Source organism: Streptomyces sp. NPDC008150 (genome assembly GCF_042956945.1).
Classification (GTDB): Bacteria; Actinomycetota; Actinomycetes; order Streptomycetales; family Streptomycetaceae; genus Streptomyces.
Genome location: NZ_JBIBHJ010000002.1, coordinates 472,074 through 492,293, shown reverse-complemented (window position 1 = coordinate 492,293; position 20,220 = coordinate 472,074). Strand labels below are relative to the sequence as shown.

The window sequence follows — 20,220 nt, the reverse complement described above, 5'->3', positions numbered from 1 at the left end:
GGTGGGGCTTGTACGGGCTCGTGGGTGATCTTCCGGTCGGCGTCAGTCTAGGGGCTCCGAACCCGAGGGGTCCCGGCCGTGGGAGGTGCTCGACGGCAGCGCGGCGAGCATGCGCCGGGTCCAGGCGTGCGCCGGCCGGTCCAGCACGTCGGCCGTGCGTCCCCGTTCGACGATCTCGCCCTCGTACATCACGGCGACCTCGTCCGCGATCTGCCGCACCACGCCCAGGTCGTGGGTGATGAACAGCACCGCGAACCCCTCGGCGCGCTGGAGCCGCGCCAACAGGTTGAGCAACTGCGCCTGGACGGAGACGTCGAGGGCCGCGACCGCCTCGTCGCAGATCAGCAGCCGGGGCCGGACGGCCAACGCCCTTGCCAGCGCGACGCGTTGACGTTCACCGCCGGACAGCCCCGCTGGGCGTCGTGCCGCGTACCGGGTCGGCAGCCCCACCTGGGTGAGGAGTTCGTCCACGCGCCGCCGGTCGCGCTCCGCCCGCTCGCGTCTGCCGACCCGGGTGTCCTGCCCGGCGGCGGTAAGCGCCTCGCGCAGCGTCGCACTCACGGTGCGCAGCGGGTTGAGCGACGCGTACGGGTCCTGGAAGACGATCTGTGCCCGCCGTGCGAGCCGGGCCCGCTCCGCGACAGTCGGCCGGCGTCCCGGCGCGAGCGGCAGCCCGGCCACGTCGACCCGCCCCGCGTCGAACGTCTCCAGCCCGATCGCGACGCGGGCCAGCGTGGTCTTGCCCGACCCCGACTCGCCGACGAGCGCCGTCACCCGCCCCGCCGCCACGGTCAGCGAGACCCCGCGCACGGCGACGTGGTCGCCGGCGTCCGACCGGAACGTACGGCTCACGCTGTCGACGCGCAGGGCGGGTACGCCGGCCGGGGCATCGCCCGCTCCCGAGCCGCTCTCCGCGCCGGCCGTGATGTTCGCGCCGGCCGTGCTGTTCGTGCCGGCCGTGGTGTCCGTGTCGTCCGCGCGGGCCGAGCCGGCCGGTGCCGGTGCTTCCGCCGCCCGTGGCGGAGCGTCCCCCGTCACCCGCTCGGGGGTCAACGGGCCGTCGATCTCGGCGAGTCGGAGGCACGCGGACAGCCGCGTCCCGGGCTCGCCGCCGCGCGGGGCCGCGGCCACCGGCCGCAGCCTCACCGTGGTGCTCCCGCAGACGGGTGCCGCGTGGGGGCAGCGGTCGGCGAAGGGGCAGCCGGCGCCGCGCCTGCCGGGCGGGGGCACGGACCCGGGGATCGTGGGCAGCCGCTCGAACCGCTCGCGCACGGAGGGCTCCGACGCCAGCAGCCCGGCGGTGTAGGGGTGTCGCGGATCGGCTTCCAGTTCCGCCGCGCGGCCCTCCTCCAGCACCGCGCCCGCGTAGAGGACGTACACCCGGTCGCAGGCGGAGAAGGCGACCCGCAGGTCGTGGGTGATGAGGACGAGGCCCATGCCGCGCCCCCGCTGGAGCGAGCGCAACAGGTCGAGGACGGCACCCTGGTTGGCGGCGTCCAGCGCGGTCGTCGGTTCGTCGGCGACGAGCAGTTCCGGATCGCCGGCCAGGGCGGCGGCCACGGCGACGCGCTGGCGCATGCCGCCGGAGAGCTCGTGCGGATAGCGGTCGGCCACCTCCGGGCGCAGACCGACCTCGGCCAGCCTGCGCGCGATCTCCCGCCGTTCCGCCGTGCGCCGAGCCCGGCGCCCGCGTGCGGCGGCGAGCGCGGGCAGTTCCGCGCGCAGGCCGTCCGCGATCTGCGCCCCGCAGGTGAGCTGGGGGTGCAGCATCGTGAAGGGGTCCTGGAGCAGCAGGGCGACCTGGCGTCCGCGCACCGCGTGCCGGGCGGCCGGCGGCAGGTCGAGCACCTCCCGCCCGGACAGCCGCACGCTGCCGCCGTCGACGGCGGTGCCCTCGGGCAGCAGGCCGACGACCGCCCGCACGGCGAGCGACTTGCCGCTGCCGGACTCGCCGACCACGCCCACGCACTCCCCGGGGGCCACCCGCAGGTCCACCCCGTCGAGGACGACCGCGTGCGCACCGGCGCCACGGGTGGCGACGACGCGCAGACCGCGCACGTCGAGCAGGTCGCCCGGCGCGGGAGCCGCGGGCGTCGCGACGGAGCCCGCAGGCGCGGCGGCGGAGGGGGAGGCGGAGTCGGCGGTCATCAGGAGCTCCGGTCGGAGAAGGCCTCGAACAGCCGGTCGCCGAGCAGGTTCAGCACCACGGCGCACACGATGATCGCGGCGGCGGGGGCGAGCGCGGCGGACGGGTTGTCGTAGAGCAGCGTGCGGTTCTCGGCGAGCATGCGTCCCCAGTCCGGTGCGCCGGGCGGTACGCCGAGGCCGAAGAACGACAGGGAGGACAGCGTCACGACGGCACCCGCGAAGTTGAGGGTGGTGTTGGCGACGACCACGGGCAGCACGTTGGGCCAGATGTGCCGCACCATGACGGCCGTCCGCGACAGGCCCAGCGTCTCCGCGGCCTCCACGTAGGCGCGGTGCCGCTGCTCCAGGACCGCGGAGCGCACCAGCCGGGTGTCGCCGGGCGAGGTCAGCACCACGAGGACGCCGACGGCCACGGCGTAACCGCCGCCCCCGATGCCCGCGACCACGATGGTCACCAGGAGCGCGGGCAGCGCGAGCAGCAGGTCGGCCCAGCGGCGCACGACGGCGTCGGTCCAGCCGCCGAGGTAACCGGCCGCCAGGCCCAGCGCGTTGCCGACGAGCATGGAACCGAGGGCCACCAGCGCGGCCCCCGCCAGCGTGCTGCGGGCTCCCGCGACGACCATCTCCGCGACGTCGCGGCCGAGTTCGTCGGTGCCGAGGGGGTGACCGCCGCCGGGCATCGAGACGCCGGTGAGCAGGTCCTGCGCGTCCCAGTCCGGGAGGAGCCACTGTCCGGCCACGGCCGCCACCGCCATCAGCGCCGCGAGGACGGCACAGACGAGGGTGAGTACGGAAGGCCGGCGGCGGCGCCCGGGGGCGGCGGCCCCCACGAGGCCGGCCTCGGCGGTGGCGTCCGCGTCGGCGGGCGCGGTGGGAGTCGTGGGCGGGGGCCCGGTGGTCGGGCTGCCGGCGGTGGTCATGACGGTCCCTTCCGGACGGCGGACCGTCCTCGGCGCGCGACGGGCGCGGGGCGCAGCCGCGGGTCGGCCAGGGGATGGGTGAGGTCGGTGACGAGGTTCGCGAGACAGACCAGGGCGGCGACGAGCAGTGCCTCGGCCTGCACCACGGGGACGTCGCGGAACGTCACCGAGTCGACCAGCAGTTGGCCCAGACCCGGCAGGGCGAACACCTGCTCCACCATGACGGTCCCCGCCAGCAGGTAGGCGAGGACCAGTCCGACGCCGGTGGTGACGGGGACGAGGGCGCCCCGCAGGACGTACTTCACCGTCACCGTCCGCACGGGGACCCCGCGGGCGAGCGCGAACGTGACGTGCTCGCGGGCCAGTTCACGGACGACGGCCGCGCGCGTCAGCTTGATCAGCACGGCGGTGACCGCCAGCCCCAGGGTGACGGCGGGCAGTACCAGGTGCAGCAGCCGGTCGCCCGCGCCGCCCGTGCCGGGGCCGTAGGCCGGCAGCCAGCCCAGCATCAGGGAGAAGACGTAGATGAGGAGGAGTCCGCCCGCGAACGCCGGGGTGGAGAGGGCCACCACACCGAGGGTCTGCACCGCCCGGTCGGCGGCCCGGCGTGCCCGCAGTCCCGCGACGACGCCGAGCGGCAGCCCCAGGACGAGCGCCACCGCGAAGCCCAGTCCGACCAGTTCGGCGGTGACGGCGAGCCGGTCGCCGAGCGCGGACGAGACGCTCTCGCCGGTCCTGATGGAGGTGCCGAGATCACCGTGGAGCGCGTCGAGCAGCCAGTGCCCGTACTGGGCGGCGAACGGGTCGTCCAGGTGGTACCGGTCCCGCACGGCCGCCAGCGCCGAGGGGGTCGCGCTGCGGGCGCCCAGCAGGGTGCGGGCGGGGTCGCCGGGTGCGATGCGCACCAGTGCGAACACGGCGACCGACAGGACGACGAGCAGCCCGGCGGTGCCGGCCAGCCGTCGCAGCACGTACCGCAGGGGCAGCGCCGACCGGAGCCGCGCCGACCGCGTGGGCGGATCGGGCACCGGAGGCCGGGCGGCCGGTGCGGCCGGGGCCTGATCGACGGCGGTCATGGTGTCTCTCCCGTCGTGCCGGAGGCGCGGATCGGTGGGCGCCCGCCGGGAACGGTCGCGGCGGGACCGGGCTCTGGCGCCGGACGGCCGTCGGGACCTTCCGGGCCGGAGGGGTCCGCGCGCGGACCCGCGACCACGTGTCTGTCGAGCCACGCCTCGGCGCGGGCGGCGGCGTCCAGCAGGTGTGCCGGGTCCGTGAACTCGTGGCCCTCGCCCGGGTAGACGTGCAGTTCCACCGGGGTCGTGCCGCGCCGGGCGAGTGACCGGTACAGCTCCTGCGCCTGCGAGACGGGTGTGACCCGGTCGTGCTCGCCGTGCAGCAGCAGGGTCGGCACCGGGGAGCCCGCGTCGGCGAACACCGGTGACCGGGCGAGCAGTTGGGCACGGCCCTCGGGGGTCGCCGCGTCGCCGATGCGGTAGGTGAGTTCGTAGCCTCCGCCGATGACCGAGGTGTGCGCGAAGCTCAGCCAGTCGGTCGGAGCGGAGACCACCACCGCCGCCCGGAACACCGTGGTGCGGGCGGCGGCCACCGCGGCGAGGTAGCCGCCGTAGCTGTGCCCGAGGACGGCGGCCCGGTCCGCCGCGGCCTCTCCGGCCGAGGTCAGCGCGGCGACCCCGGTGAGCAGGTCGTCGAGGTCGCGTTCGCCGAAGGTGCCGACGACGGCGCGGGCGTGGTCGAGTCCGTAGCCGCTGGAGCCGCGCGGGTTGGGCAGCAGCACCAGCCAGCCCGCCGCGGCCAGCGCGGGGGCGAGGCCGAGGACGTCGGCGGGCGCGTGGTGCGCCGACCACAGCCAGGACGGGCCGCCGTGCACGACGACGGCCAGCGGCCGGGGCGCGTGCGCGGACGCGCCGTCGTCGCCGGGGTCACCGCCGGGGACCGGCACGCCCGGCGCGTCCAGGAGCAGGCCGTGCACCGGGCTGCCGTCGGCCGACGTCCATGACGTCTCGCGGGTCCGGACCCGGGCGAGCTCGGCGAGACCGGGCGCGGTGCCGGCGTCCGCCTCGTCGCCCCAAGTGCCGTTCCCGGTGGTTCCGTTGAGTGCGGTGACCGGCCGCCAGGCCCAGGCGTCGGGCCCGGCCGTCGTCGCGACGACGGCCTGCGGCGGCAGCCCGGGTCCATCGAGGACGCTCGCGGCGAGCGAGCCGTCCGCGCTGAGCGTGAGGGCGGGCTGGAACGTCGGTCCGCCGAGCACGGCCCCGGACCGCCCCCGGACGGTCACGTCGGCGCCGCCGGGCAGGTTCGCGCCGAGACGCACCTCGGTGACCCGGCTTCCGGTGCCGCACCATCCCGCGGTCAGCAGACGGTCGGGACACCCGGCGACGAACCGGAGCCAGGTGACGTCCTCCGCCGGGGTCGGCACGGCGGGCCCCGCGGCCGGGTCCGCGAGGTCCACCACGACGGGGCGGCCCGCCACGATCGAGATGCCCTCGACGACGGCCGCGCGCCGGCCGTCCGCGCTGAGCGCCGGCGCGGCGAGCTGGCCCTCCGACTCGTACAGGGTCCCGGCCGAACCGTCGTGGAGACCGAGCCGGGCGAACCGCGCCCGGTAGTAACCCGCGGGCAGGGTCTCCTCCGACACGGTCGCCACCGCCGTACTCCCGCCGCGCCAGGCGCAGTTCCACACCGTGAGCCCGGTGGGCCCGGCGTCGCGCAGCTCCGCGCGGACCTGGCCGCCCGTGGCGAACAGGGCCTCGGGAAGCGGGAGTTCGCCGTGCAGGAGCCGCCGCCGCCCGGCGCCCGGACGGAACGTCTCGGGGTCGGGGGCGGGGCCGAGGCGGACCGGCAGCCCCAGGTTCATGCCGTCGCGCTCGGTGCCGTCGTCCGCGACGAGCAGCAGCACCTCGGTGCCGTCGTCGGCCACCAGCAGGTCCTCGACGGCGCCCGGAACACGGGCGAGGGTGCGCCGCGCACCGGTCGCGGTGTCCCAGGCGGTCAGCGCGGGCAGGGCCGTCGCGCCGGGCCGCTCGGGCGGTGCCTCGGTCACCAGCAGCAGGGTCCGCGAGTCCGGCAGCCAGCGGGGGCGGTGCCGGTGGACGGGCTGCGCGGAGTCGGCCGAAGCGGCCGAACTGCCCGCGTGCGGGGGCTGGTTGGCGGCGGACGCGGCCCGCCCGGTCGCCGAGCCGTCCGCGGGGACCAGGATCACGTCCGTGCACGCGGGACCCGCGACCGTCACTGCCACGGTCCGGCCGTCGGGGCTGACGCGCGCCTCGACGGGGCGGTCGAGTCCGAGCAGCGCCTCCTGGACCCGGCGCACGGTGCCGGCCCGCGGCCGCTCCGCAGCGGCGGGGGGAGGAGAGGTGCTGGACATCGTGGGATCCGATCGTCGTGCGGGTGGGGCGGACGTCAACCGACGGGCGGTGCGGCCGAGTTGCTGCGCGTGCCGGGCACCCCGGGGGAAGGGTGCCCGGCACGCGGTCTCAGGTGGTGCGCCGCAGCCGGGTGGCCCAGGGGCCGACGAAGGTGAACGCGCCGGGCTCCTCGAGCACCAGGTCGTCCGACAGGGCGGTCGCCGTCTGCGCCCACCACAGCGGCAGGTAGGGCAGCTCGGCGGCGGACGACCGTACGGCGCTGAGCAGTTGCCTGCCGCGCGTGGCTTCGTCGGTCTCGCCCTTCGCCGCGGTGAGCGCCTTGTCGACCGCGGTGTTCCTGTAGTGCGCGAGGTTGGTCGCCGAGGCGGAACTCTTGAGGTAGGCGTCGGTCAGCTCGGACGGGTCGCCGGTCACGGGGAAGTACCAGAGGAACTGGAGCGGCTTCTTGCCCGGCACCAGGTCGGCGATCCACTGTTCGAGGGTGACCTCCTTCACCGTGAGGGTGATGCCGAGGTCCTTCAGCGAGTCGGCGAGGGCCAGCGCGCCCTTGCCCAGCTGCGGGCCGCTGTTGGGGTAGGTCAGCTCGACGGTGAAGCCGTCCGCGTGGGCCGACTTCGCGAGTTCGGACTTGGCCCGCGTCAGGCTGAAGTCGAACGACGGCAGCTCCGCGTACCCGGCCTTCACCTCGTCGGAGCCGAGCAGGTCGCCCCACATCTGCGGCGAGACCAGCGTGGAGGCGACCTCCGCCTTGCCGTGCAGGATGCCGCTGACCATGCCGGAGCGGTCGGCGGCGTACGCGAAGGCCCGGCGCACGTGAATGTCGTCGAACGGGGCCCGAGCCGTGTCGAAGGCGAGAGAGACGACGGACCGGTCTCCGGTGTAGGTGACGCGGGCGCTCGACTCCCAGCCGCGGGCCTCGTCGGAGGCGAGGTCCAGCGCGCCGTCCACGGACCCCGACTTCATGGCCACCAGCCGGGTCCCGGCGTCCGGCACGAAGGACAGCTTCAGCGAGTGCAGGACCGGCTTGTCGCCCCACCACGCGTCGTTGCGTTCCAGCTGTACGTGGTCGTCGGCGGCGAACGAGGTCACCTTGTACGGCCCGGAGCCCAGCAGCAGCGTCTTCGGCGTGCCGACGTCGTCCTTGTGCTTGGTCAGAAACGCGCGGCTGCTCACGAGCAGGGTGCCCGGGGTCGGCGTCCAGGAGAACGCGGCGTCGGCGGCCTTCAGCCTGATCGTGATCTCGCGCTGCCCGGTGGCCCTGACCGACGCCACGTTGGCCCAGGCGTAGGCGAGGGAGCTGGACTTCTCGCGGGCCGCCTCGACGGACGCGACGACGTCGTCGGTGGTGACGGCGCTGCCGTCGGAGAAGACGGCGCCGCGCCGCAGCGTGTACACGTACGTGGTGGCGTCGGCCTGCTTCCAGGACTCGGCGAGGCCGGGTTCCAGCTTGCCCGTCGGGCCGACCGACAGCAGGGACTCCTGCACGAGTGCGGCGACGACGTAGTTGAGGATGCCCGCCTCGCGCCGGACGTCCAGGCTCGACAGGGACGACGGCAGCGCCAGGGTGAGGCTGTCGATCGGCGTGTCGGTGCCGTCGGCCGCGGCCGACGCGGAACCGCCGGAGGCGGAGGCGTCGCTCCGGGGGCCGGGCGAACACGCGGCGAGCAGGGACGACGCGGCGAGCACGCCGACGCCCGCCCCGGTCATACGGAGGATGTCGCGTCGACCGACCTGACCACCCGGCTCCGACTTCACGGGAACCACCTAACGTGTGCTGTCCAGCGCGTCCACTGAGGATGCCCAACTGGGCGTGGACAGTATCCGCAACGTCGAAAGGTGTCAAAGGGTGCCCGAGTGGCGGACGTTGGGCGGCGCGCGGACCGGCCGGGGGAGCACGACGATGCCCGTGGCACCCACCGGGAGGCGGGCGCCACGGGCATCGTGGACGGGTCGGCGGACGGGCCGGGCGGCTACTTCCAGACCAGCGCGGTGAGGACGGCGCTGGTGACGGTCACCGGCGAGGCGGAGGTGTTCAGCAGCCGCACCCGCATGCTGTGGCCGGAGGCGAGATGCTTGACCAGGGGCGTGACGTGATACGTGTCGCCGCCGGTGCCGACCGCCTCGTCGATCGGATGGTCCTGCACGAAGTTGTCACCCGTGTACTCGGACATGCGGACCTGCACGGTCTCGCCCGGGGCGAGACCCTTGACGTGCAGGCTGAGCGTGCCGGAGAACTTGCACGCCCCGCGGGCGAAGACCGAACCGCCCGACGCGTGGTCGCCCGTCTCGTCGATCCACTCGGTGGTGTACTCGATGCTGTCCCAGCCGCCGGGCTTCAGCGTGTACGAGGCTGAACCGAGGTTCACTTCCTGCGGCATGTCGTCCTCCTGGTCTGTGGTGCCGGCCGCCCACGCGGCCATCGCCGAACGGCTGCTGAACGCGGCCACGTTGGTGTCGATCGGGTCGCTGGTGTACTGGTGGACGACCCACGCCGCGTCGATGTCGGGGGAGCCCGGGTGCCCGTTGTACTGGGCGATCCACAGGCCGTCCGCCCGGTACGACGAGGTGTCCCGGTTCAGCCAGAAGTCCCGGTTGCAGTACAGGAGTACACGGTGGCCGGGTGCCTGCTTCTGGAGATACTTCAGTGCCTGGTCCTTCTGCGCCGAGGTGACCGAGGTCTCCTCCCAGTCCACGGCGAGCAGGTCGCCCGCCTTCGCGTCGGCCTGTCGCAGGAAGTAGTCCATCTGTGCGGACATGGAATTGCTGTTGAGGTAGTGGTAGTGCCCCACCACCCGGTCGTTGTTCCGCGCACGCGTCACCTGGGCCGCGTGCCGCGGGTTCGTGTACGAGACGCCCTCGGTCGCCTTGACGAACACGAAGTCGTGGCCGGACAGGTCGTAGGTCTCCGACTGGTAGCCGGAGACGTCGATGCCCGTGATCGTCATACGGTGTCCTCTCGGTCCGGGACCCCGCGTGCGAAGCAGGCCCCGGATTCCAGCAGTTGCACGGACCTGCCCGGGGACGGGGCCGTCTCGGGCGGGGGCGGGCCGTTCCGACGGGCCGCCCACCGTGCCGCCTGCGGACCCGCGTGCGCCACTGAGGCAGGTGAGACAGTCAACGTACGGGTACGGGTGCGCCGTTGTACCGGATTCATGCCAACGTCACCTGTGCGGTGCCGATCCGGGGGCGACGCCGCCACGCGTGTTCGAGAGGAGAACCGCAGGCGGGACCGGCGGGCCGGCTCGCTGCGAAACGTGCGGGGGCCGGGGCGGTCGGTCCGCCCCGGCCCCCGTCGGGAGTGAGCCGGCCGCTACTGGCCGCCCGAGATCCTCACGACCCCCGTCACCGTTCCCTGGTACCAGACGCCGCCCGGCGCGGCGTTCCCCGCCATCTGGAGCGTGTCGTAGAGAGAGCCCACGCCGATGGACGAACTGCGCGTCACCTGGCCCGTGTTCGGATCGATCTCCGCGTACCGGTACGGGTCGAGGATCCCGGAGCCGGTCGTGCCGGGAATCAACGGGTCGCGCAGCACGGTGTGCAGCTTGCCGTCCCCGGTGGACAGCTTCGGCACGGCGGCCGAGCGCAGCTTGTTGTCCCACACCAGGTCGCAGCCCGATCCGTCGGCACGCACGTCGACCCGGGTGAGGCCGCCGGTGAAGTCGGCGGACGCGGGCACGCTGGTGCCCGCGTCGTCCGGCACCTTGGGGTACGGATAGCCGTAGGTGCTCGCCACGAAGACGCTGCGGCCCGCGCCGATGGGTGAGTTCTCGCTGCCGGGGCCGCCGGAGACCAGGACGGGCGTGGAGCAGATCAGCCGGCCGGTGGACGTGGCGTACACCTGGAGCTTCTCCCGGGTGTCCGCGTTGTCCACGATCGCCACGTAGTCGGTGCCGTCGGTGGGACCGAAGAACGTCGGGGTGGAGCCGCTGCCGGGGCTCAACTGCCCCGGCTTGCGGGCGGTTCCGCGGTCGTAGGCCTGCCGCCACGAGATCTGAGGGGTCCCGTCCGACGAGGCGGTCAGCAGATACGTGGCGTACGTGGTGGTGACCAGGGTCCCGGCGGGCGCGGTCGAGATGCTGTTGTCCACCCGCTCACCGGCGGGCAGTTGAAGGGTCCGTACGACACCGGTCCTGTCGTCCGCCGTGCCGACGACCCCGCCGCCGGTGGCGAACCAGACCCTGCCCTGCCAGTCCGGGGCGATGCCCGTCACGTCGTCGCCGGACGGCACGGCCGAGGTCAGGGAGAGGGCGGAGTCCACCGAGAGGGACCAACTGCCGTCCGTCCCGCGGTGATGCCCGATCCGCAGGAGCCGGTGACTGCCGTCGATCACCACCAGGCGGTCGTTCTGGTCGAGGTAGGCGTACACGCCGCCGAGCAGCGAGCCCTTGGTGAGGGTGAGCGTGGCGATCGAGTCCCCGTCGGCGGGGTCGAGGAGGTGCACGGTCGGCACCTGCCCGAAGATCGGCGTGCACAGCGCGACGGGGTAACCGTCCGAGCCGATCAGGACGGTGGGGCAGGCCGACGCGAGCGCGATCCGCTTGGAGGTGAGCGTTCCCGCGCCCGGTCCGGGCAGCGGCGTGGTGTCCGAGGACGCGGAGTCGCCGTGCATGGTGGCGCTGCCGTCCGGCCCCGCGTACGGATTGTGCGCGACGGCCGGGCCGAACGTGGTCGAGGCGGCGTCCGCGGGGCCCGTGGCGACGGCCGCGAACACGGCGGCGCAGGCGGTGGCGACGCACAGCCGTACGAGGGAGGAGCGGGGCGGCGCGGAACGCGGTCTTGACGACGGCATGGGTAACTCCAGGTGAGGGGAAGGGAATCGCGGGCGGGTGGGGCGCTGGGCGCGGTGCGTACGGCACGGCGCAAGGGGCGGGCGGGCACTTTCGGGGCAGGCCCCGGTGCCCTCCCGCCGAACGGTGGAAGCGGCCTGCGAGGGGTTCCGGGAGTCGAGGCCGTCAACCGGCCTATGACTGCGCCCCGTTGGCCGTTCGGCAGCGGCGGGGGACCGGCAGAGGCCGGCACCCGTCCTGCGAACAGCCGCAAGGGCCGGGCTGGTTGCGAGGCGGGCCCACCGGAACCGGCAGGAATTCCGCACGCCGGAGCAGGCCGGTGTGCCGGCCGGGCAGCGGTGCGGAAGGAGTCAGGCCGCCGTGCTCAGCGGCGACAACAGGATCGCGGACTGGGGGCGCTGGGGCGCGCGAAGCCGACGGCGCGGCGCCGGCCCTCCGGTCGGGTACGAAGATCCATGGCGGACATCCTGCCGTCCGCCGTACCTCGCGGGCAAGGGCGTCTCGCTCTGCGGCCGTTCGCTGCCCTCCCGGCGCCCGTGAGGCCAACCGGTCCACTGCGCCGCTGAGTTGGGGCACTCGCGGCGACAGGCGAGGCTCGCGCGCGTCCCTCCCGCGGTCTTCCCCGGGGGGCTTGACGGGGGTTCGCCTCCCCTTCGGGGCACGTCTGCGGCTACGGTGCTGCAATGGTGATCACACGGGAGGGGACGGTGTCCGGTACCGCGCTGCTGATCGCGGCCTCCCCGGCCGGAAAGAACTGTCTCGTCGAGGCGGCCTCGGTACTGCCCGCGCTGGCGGCTGTGCCTCCGACCGTCCTTACCGGGACGGCGGCGGCGACGGTCGTCGAGCTCGCCGACCCCTTCGACCCGCAGACCGTCCTGACCCGGATACGCGCCGCGGCGGCGGTGCCCGGCCCCCTCACGCTGTACTTCGCCGGGCAGCTCCACGTCGACAACAAGCAGCGTCTGCTCCATCTGGCGCTCGCCCGCACCACCCCCGCCACGCTGCGCTACACCGGGCTGCCGTGGCACTGGCTGACCGGCGAACTCAGGCTGCGCCGCCCCGGCACCACCACGGTCGTCGTCGACCTCGTCGCCGACCCGGCGGCGAGGGCCCGCATCGACGAGGAGGGGCTGTCCGTCGGTCACGGCGTCCGCCTGTTCGGACGGGTGGTCCCGCCCGCGCCGCGCCGGACGCTCGTCACCCCCGACTACCTGCGGGCGTGCTCCGAGATCTGGCGGTCCGGCGCCACACCGCCGCTCGGCCGGCTCCACGAACTGGCCGCGGCGAACGCGGAGGCGGAGAACGCGCTGTTCTTCGCCGTCGACGTCCCGGATCCCGCGTCCAGGCAGGCGAAGGTTCCCGTGGTCCCCGCCGACGCGGCGGCCGTCTTCGCGGTCCTCGCCCCGGACTCCGGCGCGCTGCCCGACAGCGGGCCCACCTCCGAGCCCGGCAGCGGGCCCACTTCCGAGCCCGACAGCGGGCCCACCTCCGAACCGGACCTCGCCCCCGACCCCGGCTCTGACTCCGGCCGCGCCGCCGGCTCCGGCACCGACGCCGAGCCCGTCCCGGTGACCGCACCCGAGGCGCCGCCGACCCCCGAGGCGCCGTCGGCCCCCGAGGCGCCCCCCGCCCGGGAGTTGCCGCCCGTTCCCGAGTTCCCGCCCGCTCCCGGGACCCCCGCGGCGCCGGGCGGAGGCGCTCCGCCGCCGAGCCTTCCGGCGCCCCCGGGGCAGGAGTACCCCCTGGTCACCGCGCGCGTGGTCGCTCCCGCTCCGCAGCCCCCGACTGCCGTGCGCGCGGCGCCCGTCGCGGCGGCGAGCGCGGAGGTCACCGATCCGCACCCCGCGATCCTGGCGGCCGCGAGGGCGGGCCGGCACAGCGAGGCGGCGACGATCACCGCCATGTGGGAGAGCGAGGCGCTGCGCACGTACGGCAGCGGCTCCGTGCAGGCCGTGCACTGGCTCGAAGTGCGGGCGGACCTCGCGCGCCTCGCGGGGGACCACGCCCGGAGCTGCGAACTGTGGTTGTCCGTCGCGCAGTCGCGCCTCGCACGGCAGCAGCGCACGGACGATCCCGAGGTCGAGGCCGCCGTCGACCGCGCGCACCACCAGTGGGAGCAACTCGGCGACGAGCGGAGGGCCCACGCCCTGGCACCGGCCCTCCTCGAACTGCGCCGCCGGGTGCCGGGCAGGCGGCAGGGCGCCCTCGCCGCGATCCAGCGACGGCTCGACCGTCCGAAGTCGGGGTCGTCGACGGCGACGGCGTGACCGCGAAGTCGCCCGGCGGTGACGGAATGCACGCGCTGAGCAGGCGTCAAAAGGGCGTATTGGAGAGTGTCTTGCAGCGGTCAGGGCCGCGATGCGGCAACCCCGCGAGCACCGCGAGCACGAATTGATCGCGGCCGGGGCGTCCCGGAGCACGTCGTGCCTCGCCGTGGGCGTCGCCCTGGTGACGGCACCCCGCAGGAGGCGGCATGGCCGGGCGTCGGGGCCGACGGGGCCGCGACCGGGGTGAGTCGGGGGCTACTCCTCCGTCGGCAGCCACGTCCCGTGCAGCCCCAGCGGGACGCGGACCGGAATGCGCACGCGCGCCACCGGGCCGCCGCCCGGATCGCCGGCCGGGACGACCAGCAGCCAACTGGTGTCGTCCGTACGGTCGGTGGCGAACGTCATCCAGTAGCCGCGTCCGGCGTCCGTGGTGCCCGGGGACGCCGCGTAGGCCGGCTCGCCCACGGAGAGGTCGCCCGCGTACCAGACCTGCGGCGCCGCCGTGGGGTTGCGCGCGTTGTACCAGCGCAGCGCGTCGTACTCGCCGGGCAGCAGGTCGGGCACGCGGCCGCTGTCGGCGGCGACGGCCGTGCGGTGGTGCTGCTGTCCGATCAGCCGGTCGTCGATGCGCGGGAACTCCACGCGGGAGTCGTCCAGTTGGGTGCGGTGCACGGTGCCGGCCTCCGGGTCCACGACGGCCCGCGTCAGGCCCCGGTGGGCGCCGGAGGACAGCGTGGCCGGCGCGCCGCCCAGGTTGAGGGACGGCCACTGCACGTAGTCGAGGACGACGTTGCCGTCGGGTGTGGTGTCGTAGGCGTTGACGGTGTGCCAGACCCAGAAGGCGTCGTCCGCCGCCCAGCGGACGGTGCCGCCGTCGCGCGGGATCAGGGCGATCCGGGTGCCGTTCTCGGGCCGCCAGGAGAGGAAGGAGCCGCCCTTCATCGCCGCGTCGATGTCGAAGACAGCGGGCGCGAGCACCAGCACGAGGAAGCGGTCGGTGAGGGCCATGTCGTGGATCATCACCGGGTCGGCCAGGGCGGGCACGGGCGTCGGGCCGCGGCGCACCACGCCGTCCGGCCCGATGAGCGACCACGTCAGGTAGGGCGGTTCGAGCGCGTAGCAGAACACCGCCATCTCGCCCGTGCGCGGGTCGACCTTGGGGTGCGCGGTGATCCCGGCCGGCAGCGCGCCGCCGAAGGTCTCCTTGCCCAGGGTCTCCAGCTCGGGACCCATCAGGAACGGGCAGTCGGACTCGGCCAGCGCCAGCAACCGCCCCGCGTGCCGTACGACGTTGATGTCGGGCAGGTTCTTGAAGGTCCGCGCGAGGTCGGGCCCGACCTCGTCCGCGTCCGGCAGGATCATGGACTCCAGACCGCCCCACAGGGCCCTTCCCGCGCGCTCCTCGGCGACCACCTGCGGGGTGCGCACGAAGCGGTTGCGGTAGCGGGCCCGGCCCCCGGAGATCCACACGCCGTGCAGCATCCCGTCGCCGTCGATCGGGAACAGGTACGAACCGATGGGCGTGAAGCGGGGGTTGGGGCCGTTGCGCAGATAGACGCCGTCCAGGTCGGCCGGCAACTCGCCGACCACGGAGAGTTCCGCCTCGTCGACCTCGTCCGTCACGGGGGCGAAGCGGCCGGTGAGGTGCGCGACGCGCGTGGGGTCGAACGCGGTGGGGGTGGTGGTCATGGCAACCTCCTGCCGGACAGGGCGAGGCGTCCGTGTGCCATGTCCAGTCAAACGCCGTCGCCCACGTCCCGCCACTTCCCGGACCGGGGGCCCGCGACGACGGGGGCGGCCGTGACCGAGCGCGTCGGGAGGTGACGGCCGGTGACCGGTTGCCCCGCCGTGCGTGGGCCTGCCGCACACGGCGCGCCCCCGCCCGCCGGACGGCGCGAGGGGGCCCGCCGGAACAGGCGGACCCCCTCGGCCACGGGCGGCGGACGGCCGGCCGTCAGCGGCGGCTCCGGAACAGCAGGTAGATGAAGTACGGCGTGCCGACGATCGCCGTCATCAGCCCCGCGCCGAGCTGTGCGGGCGCGATCACCGTGCGGCCCAGCATGTCGGCGACACCGACGAGCGAGGCGCCCAGCAGCATCGCCACCGGCACGACCCGCACGTGCCGCCGGCCCACCAGGGCGCGCGCCGCGTGCGGTGCGACCAGCCCCACGAAGCCGATGGTGCCGGCGGCCGCGACGGCCGTGGCGCTGAGCAGCACACTGACCGCGAGGAAGCCGAGCCGCCCGGGAGAGAGCCGCAGACCCAGCAGCCGGGGCGTGTCCTCGTCGAGCGAGACCAGGTCCAGTTCGGTCCGGCGCGCGACCGCCACGACGATGCCGACGACGAGGACCACCGCGAGCGGCACCACGTCGGGCATGGTCCGGCCGTAGGTCGAGCCGGACAGCCAGGTGAGGGCCTTCGTCGCGTTGAACGGGTCGGTGAGCGTGACCAGCAGACTGATCAGCGCCGTCGCCCCGGTGGAGACACCGACGCCGACGAGCACCAGCCGGTTCTGCCGGAAACCGCCCCGGGCCGACAGCCCGAACACGACGAGGGCCGCGAGCGCGGCGCCGCCGAACGCCGCCCCGGCGATGCCCCACGACCCGGCGAGCGGCACCGACGTGACGAGCGCGACGGCGCCCAGGGCGGCACCGCCGGACACGCCGAGGATGCCGGGGTCCGCCAACGGGTTGCGTGTGACGGCCTGTACGAGGGTGCCCGACAGGGCCAGCGCGGCACCCGCCAGCAGCGCCGCCAGCACCCGCGGCACGCGGGTGTCGAGGACGAAGCCGACGGCCTGACCCGCCCTGCCCTGCGCCCAGTTGGCGACGTCGCCCAGCAGGAGCTTGCTGTCGCCGAGCAGCACGCCCGCGATCGTCACCGCGACCAGCACGACCACCAGCAGGCAGACGGTGACCAGGAAGACGGCCCTGCTCGGGATGCGCAGCCGGTCGGGTGCCGCCGAGTCGGCGGTGTCGCGCACGCGCAGCGCCATCACGACGAGGAACACGGCGCCCACCGCGCTCGTGATGACGCCGGTCGGTACGGACACCGAGTCCTCGGCGCCGACGACGGCGCGCAGCAGCACGTCCGAGCCGAGCACGAGCACGGCACCGACCAGACCGGCCAGCGGCATCGTCGCCCGGACCCGGACGAACGCGCGGTAGCGGCGGCCGAGCGGGCGCACCAGGGCGGGCGCGCAGAGGCCGACGAAACCGATCGGCCCCGCGAGCGTCACCGCGGCGGCCGACAGCAGCGAGGTCAGGACGACCACGGTGACGCGGGTGCCGCGCACGGGCACGCCGAGTCCCTGGGCGGCCTCGTCGCCGAGTGCGAGCGCGTCGACGCGTCGGGCGACCAGCAGCAGCCCGACCAGCCCGGCGACGGCGACGGGCGCCATCTGCAGGACGCCGTCGGAGCCCGACTGGCTGATGCTGCCCTGGGCCCACTGGTACAGGCCCTGCGTGCTCTCCGGGAACAGCAGGAGCAGCCCGTCGGTGACGGAGCCGAGGCCGAGGGCGAGCGCGCTGCCCGCGAGGACCAGCCGTACGGTTCCCGTGCCCAGGCCGGAGAGGCCCAGCACGACCGCGGCCGCCGCGAGCCCGCCGACGAACGCGACGCCGGACGACGCGAGCAGCGGGACGGACGCGCCGGTGACGGTGACGACGCCGAGGCCGAGGTAGGCACCGGCGTTGACCGCGAGGGTGTCCGGAGCGGCGAGGACGTTGCGGCTGACGGCCTGGAGGGCGCAGCCCGCCGCGCCGAGGCAGACGCCCACGAGGAGGCCGGCGAACATCCTCGGCAGCCGCGACGCGACGACGACGGAGGCGTCGCCGCTGTCGGCGCGGCCGAGGAAGGCCTTCCACACCTCGGCCGGGCCGACCGACGAGGTGCCCTGGGTGATGTCGACCACGGCGAGCACCGCGACCAGGAGGACGAGCGCGACCGCCACCGCGGCCGCGCCCGTCCGGGACGCGGCAACCGGTGGACGGACGGCGGGAGGAGAGGCGGTGACGGTCACGGTGCTGCTTCGTCCTACTTCGTCAGGGTGTCGACGATGGCGTCGATGTACGACTCGGCGGCGGCGGGACCACCGAACATCCAGATGCCGTCGTGGAGGCGGTGCACCTTGTCGTCCTTGACGAACGGCAGCGACTTCCACACCGAGTTCTTGGCGAGCTGGTCGGTGAACGGGTCGCCGTCGGCGTCGTTGACCTCGTAGGCGAACTGGACGTCACCGAGCTTGGTGAGCCCCTCGACGTCGGTGGAGGCGAGACCGTAGGCGCCGTCGCCCTTGAGGGTCCAGGCGTTCTTGAGGCCGAGTTCCTCGTTGACCGCGCCGAGCATCGAACCGCTGGTGTAGGCGCGGACGGTGACCTGGTTGGAGACGACGTAGGCGTCGGCGAACGCGATCTTGGAGCCGGTGAGACCGGCGTCCGCGATCTTCTGCTTGCCCTCGGCGATCTTGGTGTCGAGCTGCTTCTCGATCGCGGTGGCCTTCGCGGTGGTGCCCGTCGCCTTGGCGATCATGTCGAGGTTCTTCGTCATCTGCCCGATCTGGTCGGCCGCGTCGGCCGACTTGACCGTGATGACGGGGGCGACCTTGCGCAGCTGCTTCAGGGCGGACGCGCTCAGGTCCGTGGTCGCGACGATGAGGTCGGGCGACAGCGAGGCGATGGTGTCCATGCTGGGCTCGCCGCGGGTACCGATGTCCTTGGTACCGCTCTTGAGCGGCTCGGCCGTGTCGTAGCTGTTGTAGCCCTTGACGTCCGAGGCGCCGACGGGGTCCACGCCGAGCTGGACGAGGTTCTCCAGGACGCTCCACTCGGTGCCGACGACCTTGGTGGCCGGACCGTCCAGGGTCACCTTGGTGCCGGTGGCGTCGGTGACGGTGATCTTCTTCGAGGCGGGCGACGCGGTGTCGCCGGACGACGCGGACTCGGTGGTGCCGCAGGCGGCCAGGGAGAGCGCGGCGGCGGTGACGACGGCTGCGGCGACGAGATGGCGTCTCATGAGGCGGTGCGGTGCCTTTCGGTGCGTATGTGGTGGCGGCCGACGGCGCGGGTGCGCAGACTGCCGGTCTGTGGGTCGGTGTCGACATCGATGCGGATGCCGTACGTGGAGCTGAGCCGCTCCGGGGTCAGGACCTCGGCGGGGGTGCCGTCGGCGACGATCCGCCCGGTGTCGAGCAGGGCGATCCGGTCGGCGACGGCCGCCGCCTGGTCCAGGTCGTGCAGGACGACGCCGACGGCGATGCCGTGGTGGTCGGCCAGGTCACGGATCAGGTCGAGGAGTTCGACCTGGTAGCGCAGGTCGAGGTAGGTGGTCGGCTCGTCGAGGAGGAGCACGCCCGTCTGCTGGGCGAGACAGCTCGCCAGCCAGACGCGCTGCAACTGCCCGCCGGACAACTGGTCGGCGCCGCGGTCGGCCAACTCCGTCACCCCCGTCATGCCGAGCGCGCGGTCCACGGCGGCGGCCCCGTCGGGGTCCGGCCGGCCCCAGCGCCCCCGGTAGGGGTAGCGGCCGAACTCGACGACGTCGCGGACCGTCAGCCCGCTCGGGGTGGGACGGCCCTGGGTGAGCAGGGCCACCCGCCGGGCGAACTCGCGCGCGGTGAGGGCGAGTCCGTCGTGGGTCTGCTCGTCGCCGGTGTCGAGGGTGAGGGTGCCGCCCCGGGCGGGCTGGAGGCGTGCCATCGTCCGCAGGAACGTCGACTTGCCGCTGCCGTTGGGACCGACGAGCGCGGTCACCTCGCCGGGCCGCAAGCACACGGCGGCCCCGTGCAGTACGTCGACACCGTCGTACGACACGGTCATGCCTTCGGCTGCCAGTTGGTGACCGCGCTGGACACGCGTGTCACCGGCAGTGGGTTCGCCAGCTCTCACGCTCCGAAGGTTAGCCTACCCTTAACTCGGCATCATCCCTGGTGCCCGCTGAAAGGGAATCACCACCTCCGGGGGAACGGGGCACGGCCGTCCGTCGTGCCGCGGCCCGGCCACCGTGTCTCAGCGGCGCTCGCAGTACAGGAAGAGATGCGGCTCCGGAGCCGCGTCGGGACGGGCCGGGGTGAACAGGACGCTCTCCTGCGCCAGAACGGCCAGCCCCGACGCGTTCGCCATCGCGACGACGTCGTCCGCGGAGAAGCTGCTCACCCGTACGGGTTGTCCCATGAAGAGACCCTCCACGTCCTCCACGTCCAGCGGCACGGTGGCCAGCACCAGGCTGCCGCCCGGCGCGAGGGCGTCCGCGAGCCGCCGCACCAGGGCCGACTGCTCCGGGCGGGACATCTGCAGGAGGCTGAAGTACACGCACACCGCGTCGAACGAGCCCACCGCGAGGGGTACTTCGCGGATGTCGGCACACCGGAAGGCCGCCCGCGGCACCTGCCGCGCGGCGAGCGCGGCCATCACGGGAGAGACGTCCACGCCCAGCACGTCGTGACCGGCGGCGGCCAGCGTCGCGGCCGTGGGCCGTCCGGTGCCGCTGCCCACGTCCAGCACCCGGCTGCCGGGCGACAGCCTGCCGAGCAGCCACTCCAGCGACGCGCGGTGCGCCTCGGAGCCGCCGAACGCCTCCTCGTACGCCGGTCCCAGCGCGTCGAACACCACGGCGGCGGGCTGCCGTTCGTCCCTGTCGGTCACGTGCGTCCTCCCGTCGGGGTGGTGCGGGTCCCGGCATCGTTCCATCGCCGCGCACCACCCACAACAGGGCG

The 20,220-nt window shown here is 74.4% G+C and carries 13 protein-coding genes; 1 reads left to right on the top strand and 12 read right to left on the bottom strand.

Going from position 1 to position 20,220, the window contains the following annotated elements; translation table 11 throughout:
* Nucleotides 1-42: 42 nt before the first annotated feature.
* The 7 genes from ACFZA0_RS08160 to ACFZA0_RS08130 all read right to left on the bottom strand — a co-directional run bounded on the left by ACFZA0_RS08160 (nucleotide 43) and on the right by ACFZA0_RS08130 (nucleotide 11,243).
* Nucleotides 43-2,148, bottom strand: coding sequence for a dipeptide ABC transporter ATP-binding protein (locus ACFZA0_RS08160; protein ID WP_391013118.1), 2,106 nt, complete (start codon nucleotides 2,146-2,148; stop codon nucleotides 43-45).
* On the bottom strand, nucleotides 2,148-3,068 hold the full coding sequence (locus ACFZA0_RS08155) for an ABC transporter permease subunit (RefSeq protein WP_391013116.1): 921 nt from the start codon (nucleotides 3,066-3,068) through the stop codon (nucleotides 2,148-2,150). The genes ACFZA0_RS08160 and ACFZA0_RS08155 overlap by 1 nt, the downstream gene beginning before the upstream one ends.
* Nucleotides 3,065-4,144 (bottom strand): ABC transporter permease subunit, encoded by a 1,080-nt coding sequence (locus ACFZA0_RS08150; RefSeq protein WP_391013114.1) that lies wholly within the window; start codon nucleotides 4,142-4,144, stop codon nucleotides 3,065-3,067. The genes ACFZA0_RS08155 and ACFZA0_RS08150 overlap by 4 nt, the downstream gene beginning before the upstream one ends.
* The gene (locus tag ACFZA0_RS08145) at nucleotides 4,141-6,453 is read right to left on the bottom strand and encodes an alpha/beta fold hydrolase (protein WP_391013112.1); all 2,313 of its coding nucleotides are present in this window, start codon (nucleotides 6,451-6,453) and stop codon (nucleotides 4,141-4,143) included. Before ACFZA0_RS08145 ends, ACFZA0_RS08150 begins: the two co-directional genes overlap by 4 nt.
* 109 nt (nucleotides 6,454-6,562) lie before the next feature.
* A complete protein-coding gene (locus tag ACFZA0_RS08140; protein WP_391013111.1) occupies nucleotides 6,563-8,209 on the bottom strand; it encodes an ABC transporter substrate-binding protein in 1,647 nt (548 codons plus the stop codon).
* A 215-nt stretch (nucleotides 8,210-8,424) separates the two neighbouring features.
* Entirely contained in the window at nucleotides 8,425-9,399 is a 975-nt protein-coding gene (locus ACFZA0_RS08135; RefSeq protein ID WP_391013109.1) for a GH25 family lysozyme, read from the bottom strand.
* 365 nt (nucleotides 9,400-9,764) lie between these two features.
* On the bottom strand, nucleotides 9,765-11,243 hold the full coding sequence (locus ACFZA0_RS08130) for a hypothetical protein (protein ID WP_391013108.1): 1,479 nt from the start codon (nucleotides 11,241-11,243) through the stop codon (nucleotides 9,765-9,767).
* Between the two features lie 681 nt (nucleotides 11,244-11,924).
* Between ACFZA0_RS08130 and ACFZA0_RS08125 the strand changes: the two genes are divergently transcribed.
* On the top strand, nucleotides 11,925-13,508 hold the full coding sequence (locus tag ACFZA0_RS08125; RefSeq protein ID WP_391013106.1) for a hypothetical protein: 1,584 nt from the start codon (nucleotides 11,925-11,927) through the stop codon (nucleotides 13,506-13,508).
* Between the two features lie 255 nt (nucleotides 13,509-13,763).
* On the opposite strand, the gene ACFZA0_RS08120 is transcribed toward ACFZA0_RS08125, so the two are convergent.
* The 5 genes from ACFZA0_RS08120 to ACFZA0_RS08100 form a co-directional block, all read right to left on the bottom strand.
* Nucleotides 13,764-15,197 carry a carotenoid oxygenase family protein gene (locus ACFZA0_RS08120; RefSeq protein WP_391013105.1) on the bottom strand — a complete coding sequence of 478 codons (1,434 nt, stop codon included), beginning with the start codon at nucleotides 15,195-15,197 and terminating at the stop codon, nucleotides 13,764-13,766.
* 265 nt (nucleotides 15,198-15,462) lie between these two features.
* Complete coding sequence (locus tag ACFZA0_RS08115) at nucleotides 15,463-17,529, bottom strand: Fe(3+)-hydroxamate ABC transporter permease FhuB (RefSeq protein WP_391013103.1); 2,067 nt, start codon at nucleotides 17,527-17,529, stop codon at nucleotides 15,463-15,465.
* Nucleotides 17,530-17,543: 14 nt separating this feature from the next.
* Complete coding sequence (locus tag ACFZA0_RS08110) at nucleotides 17,544-18,521, bottom strand: ABC transporter substrate-binding protein (RefSeq protein ID WP_391013101.1); 978 nt, start codon at nucleotides 18,519-18,521, stop codon at nucleotides 17,544-17,546.
* Nucleotides 18,518-19,393, bottom strand: coding sequence for an ATP-binding cassette domain-containing protein (locus tag ACFZA0_RS08105; RefSeq protein WP_391013099.1), 876 nt, complete (start codon nucleotides 19,391-19,393; stop codon nucleotides 18,518-18,520). Before ACFZA0_RS08105 ends, ACFZA0_RS08110 begins: the two co-directional genes overlap by 4 nt.
* 120 nt (nucleotides 19,394-19,513) lie before the next feature.
* The gene (locus tag ACFZA0_RS08100) at nucleotides 19,514-20,149 is read right to left on the bottom strand and encodes a methyltransferase domain-containing protein (RefSeq protein WP_391013097.1); all 636 of its coding nucleotides are present in this window, start codon (nucleotides 20,147-20,149) and stop codon (nucleotides 19,514-19,516) included.
* Nucleotides 20,150-20,220: the final 71 nt, after the last annotated feature.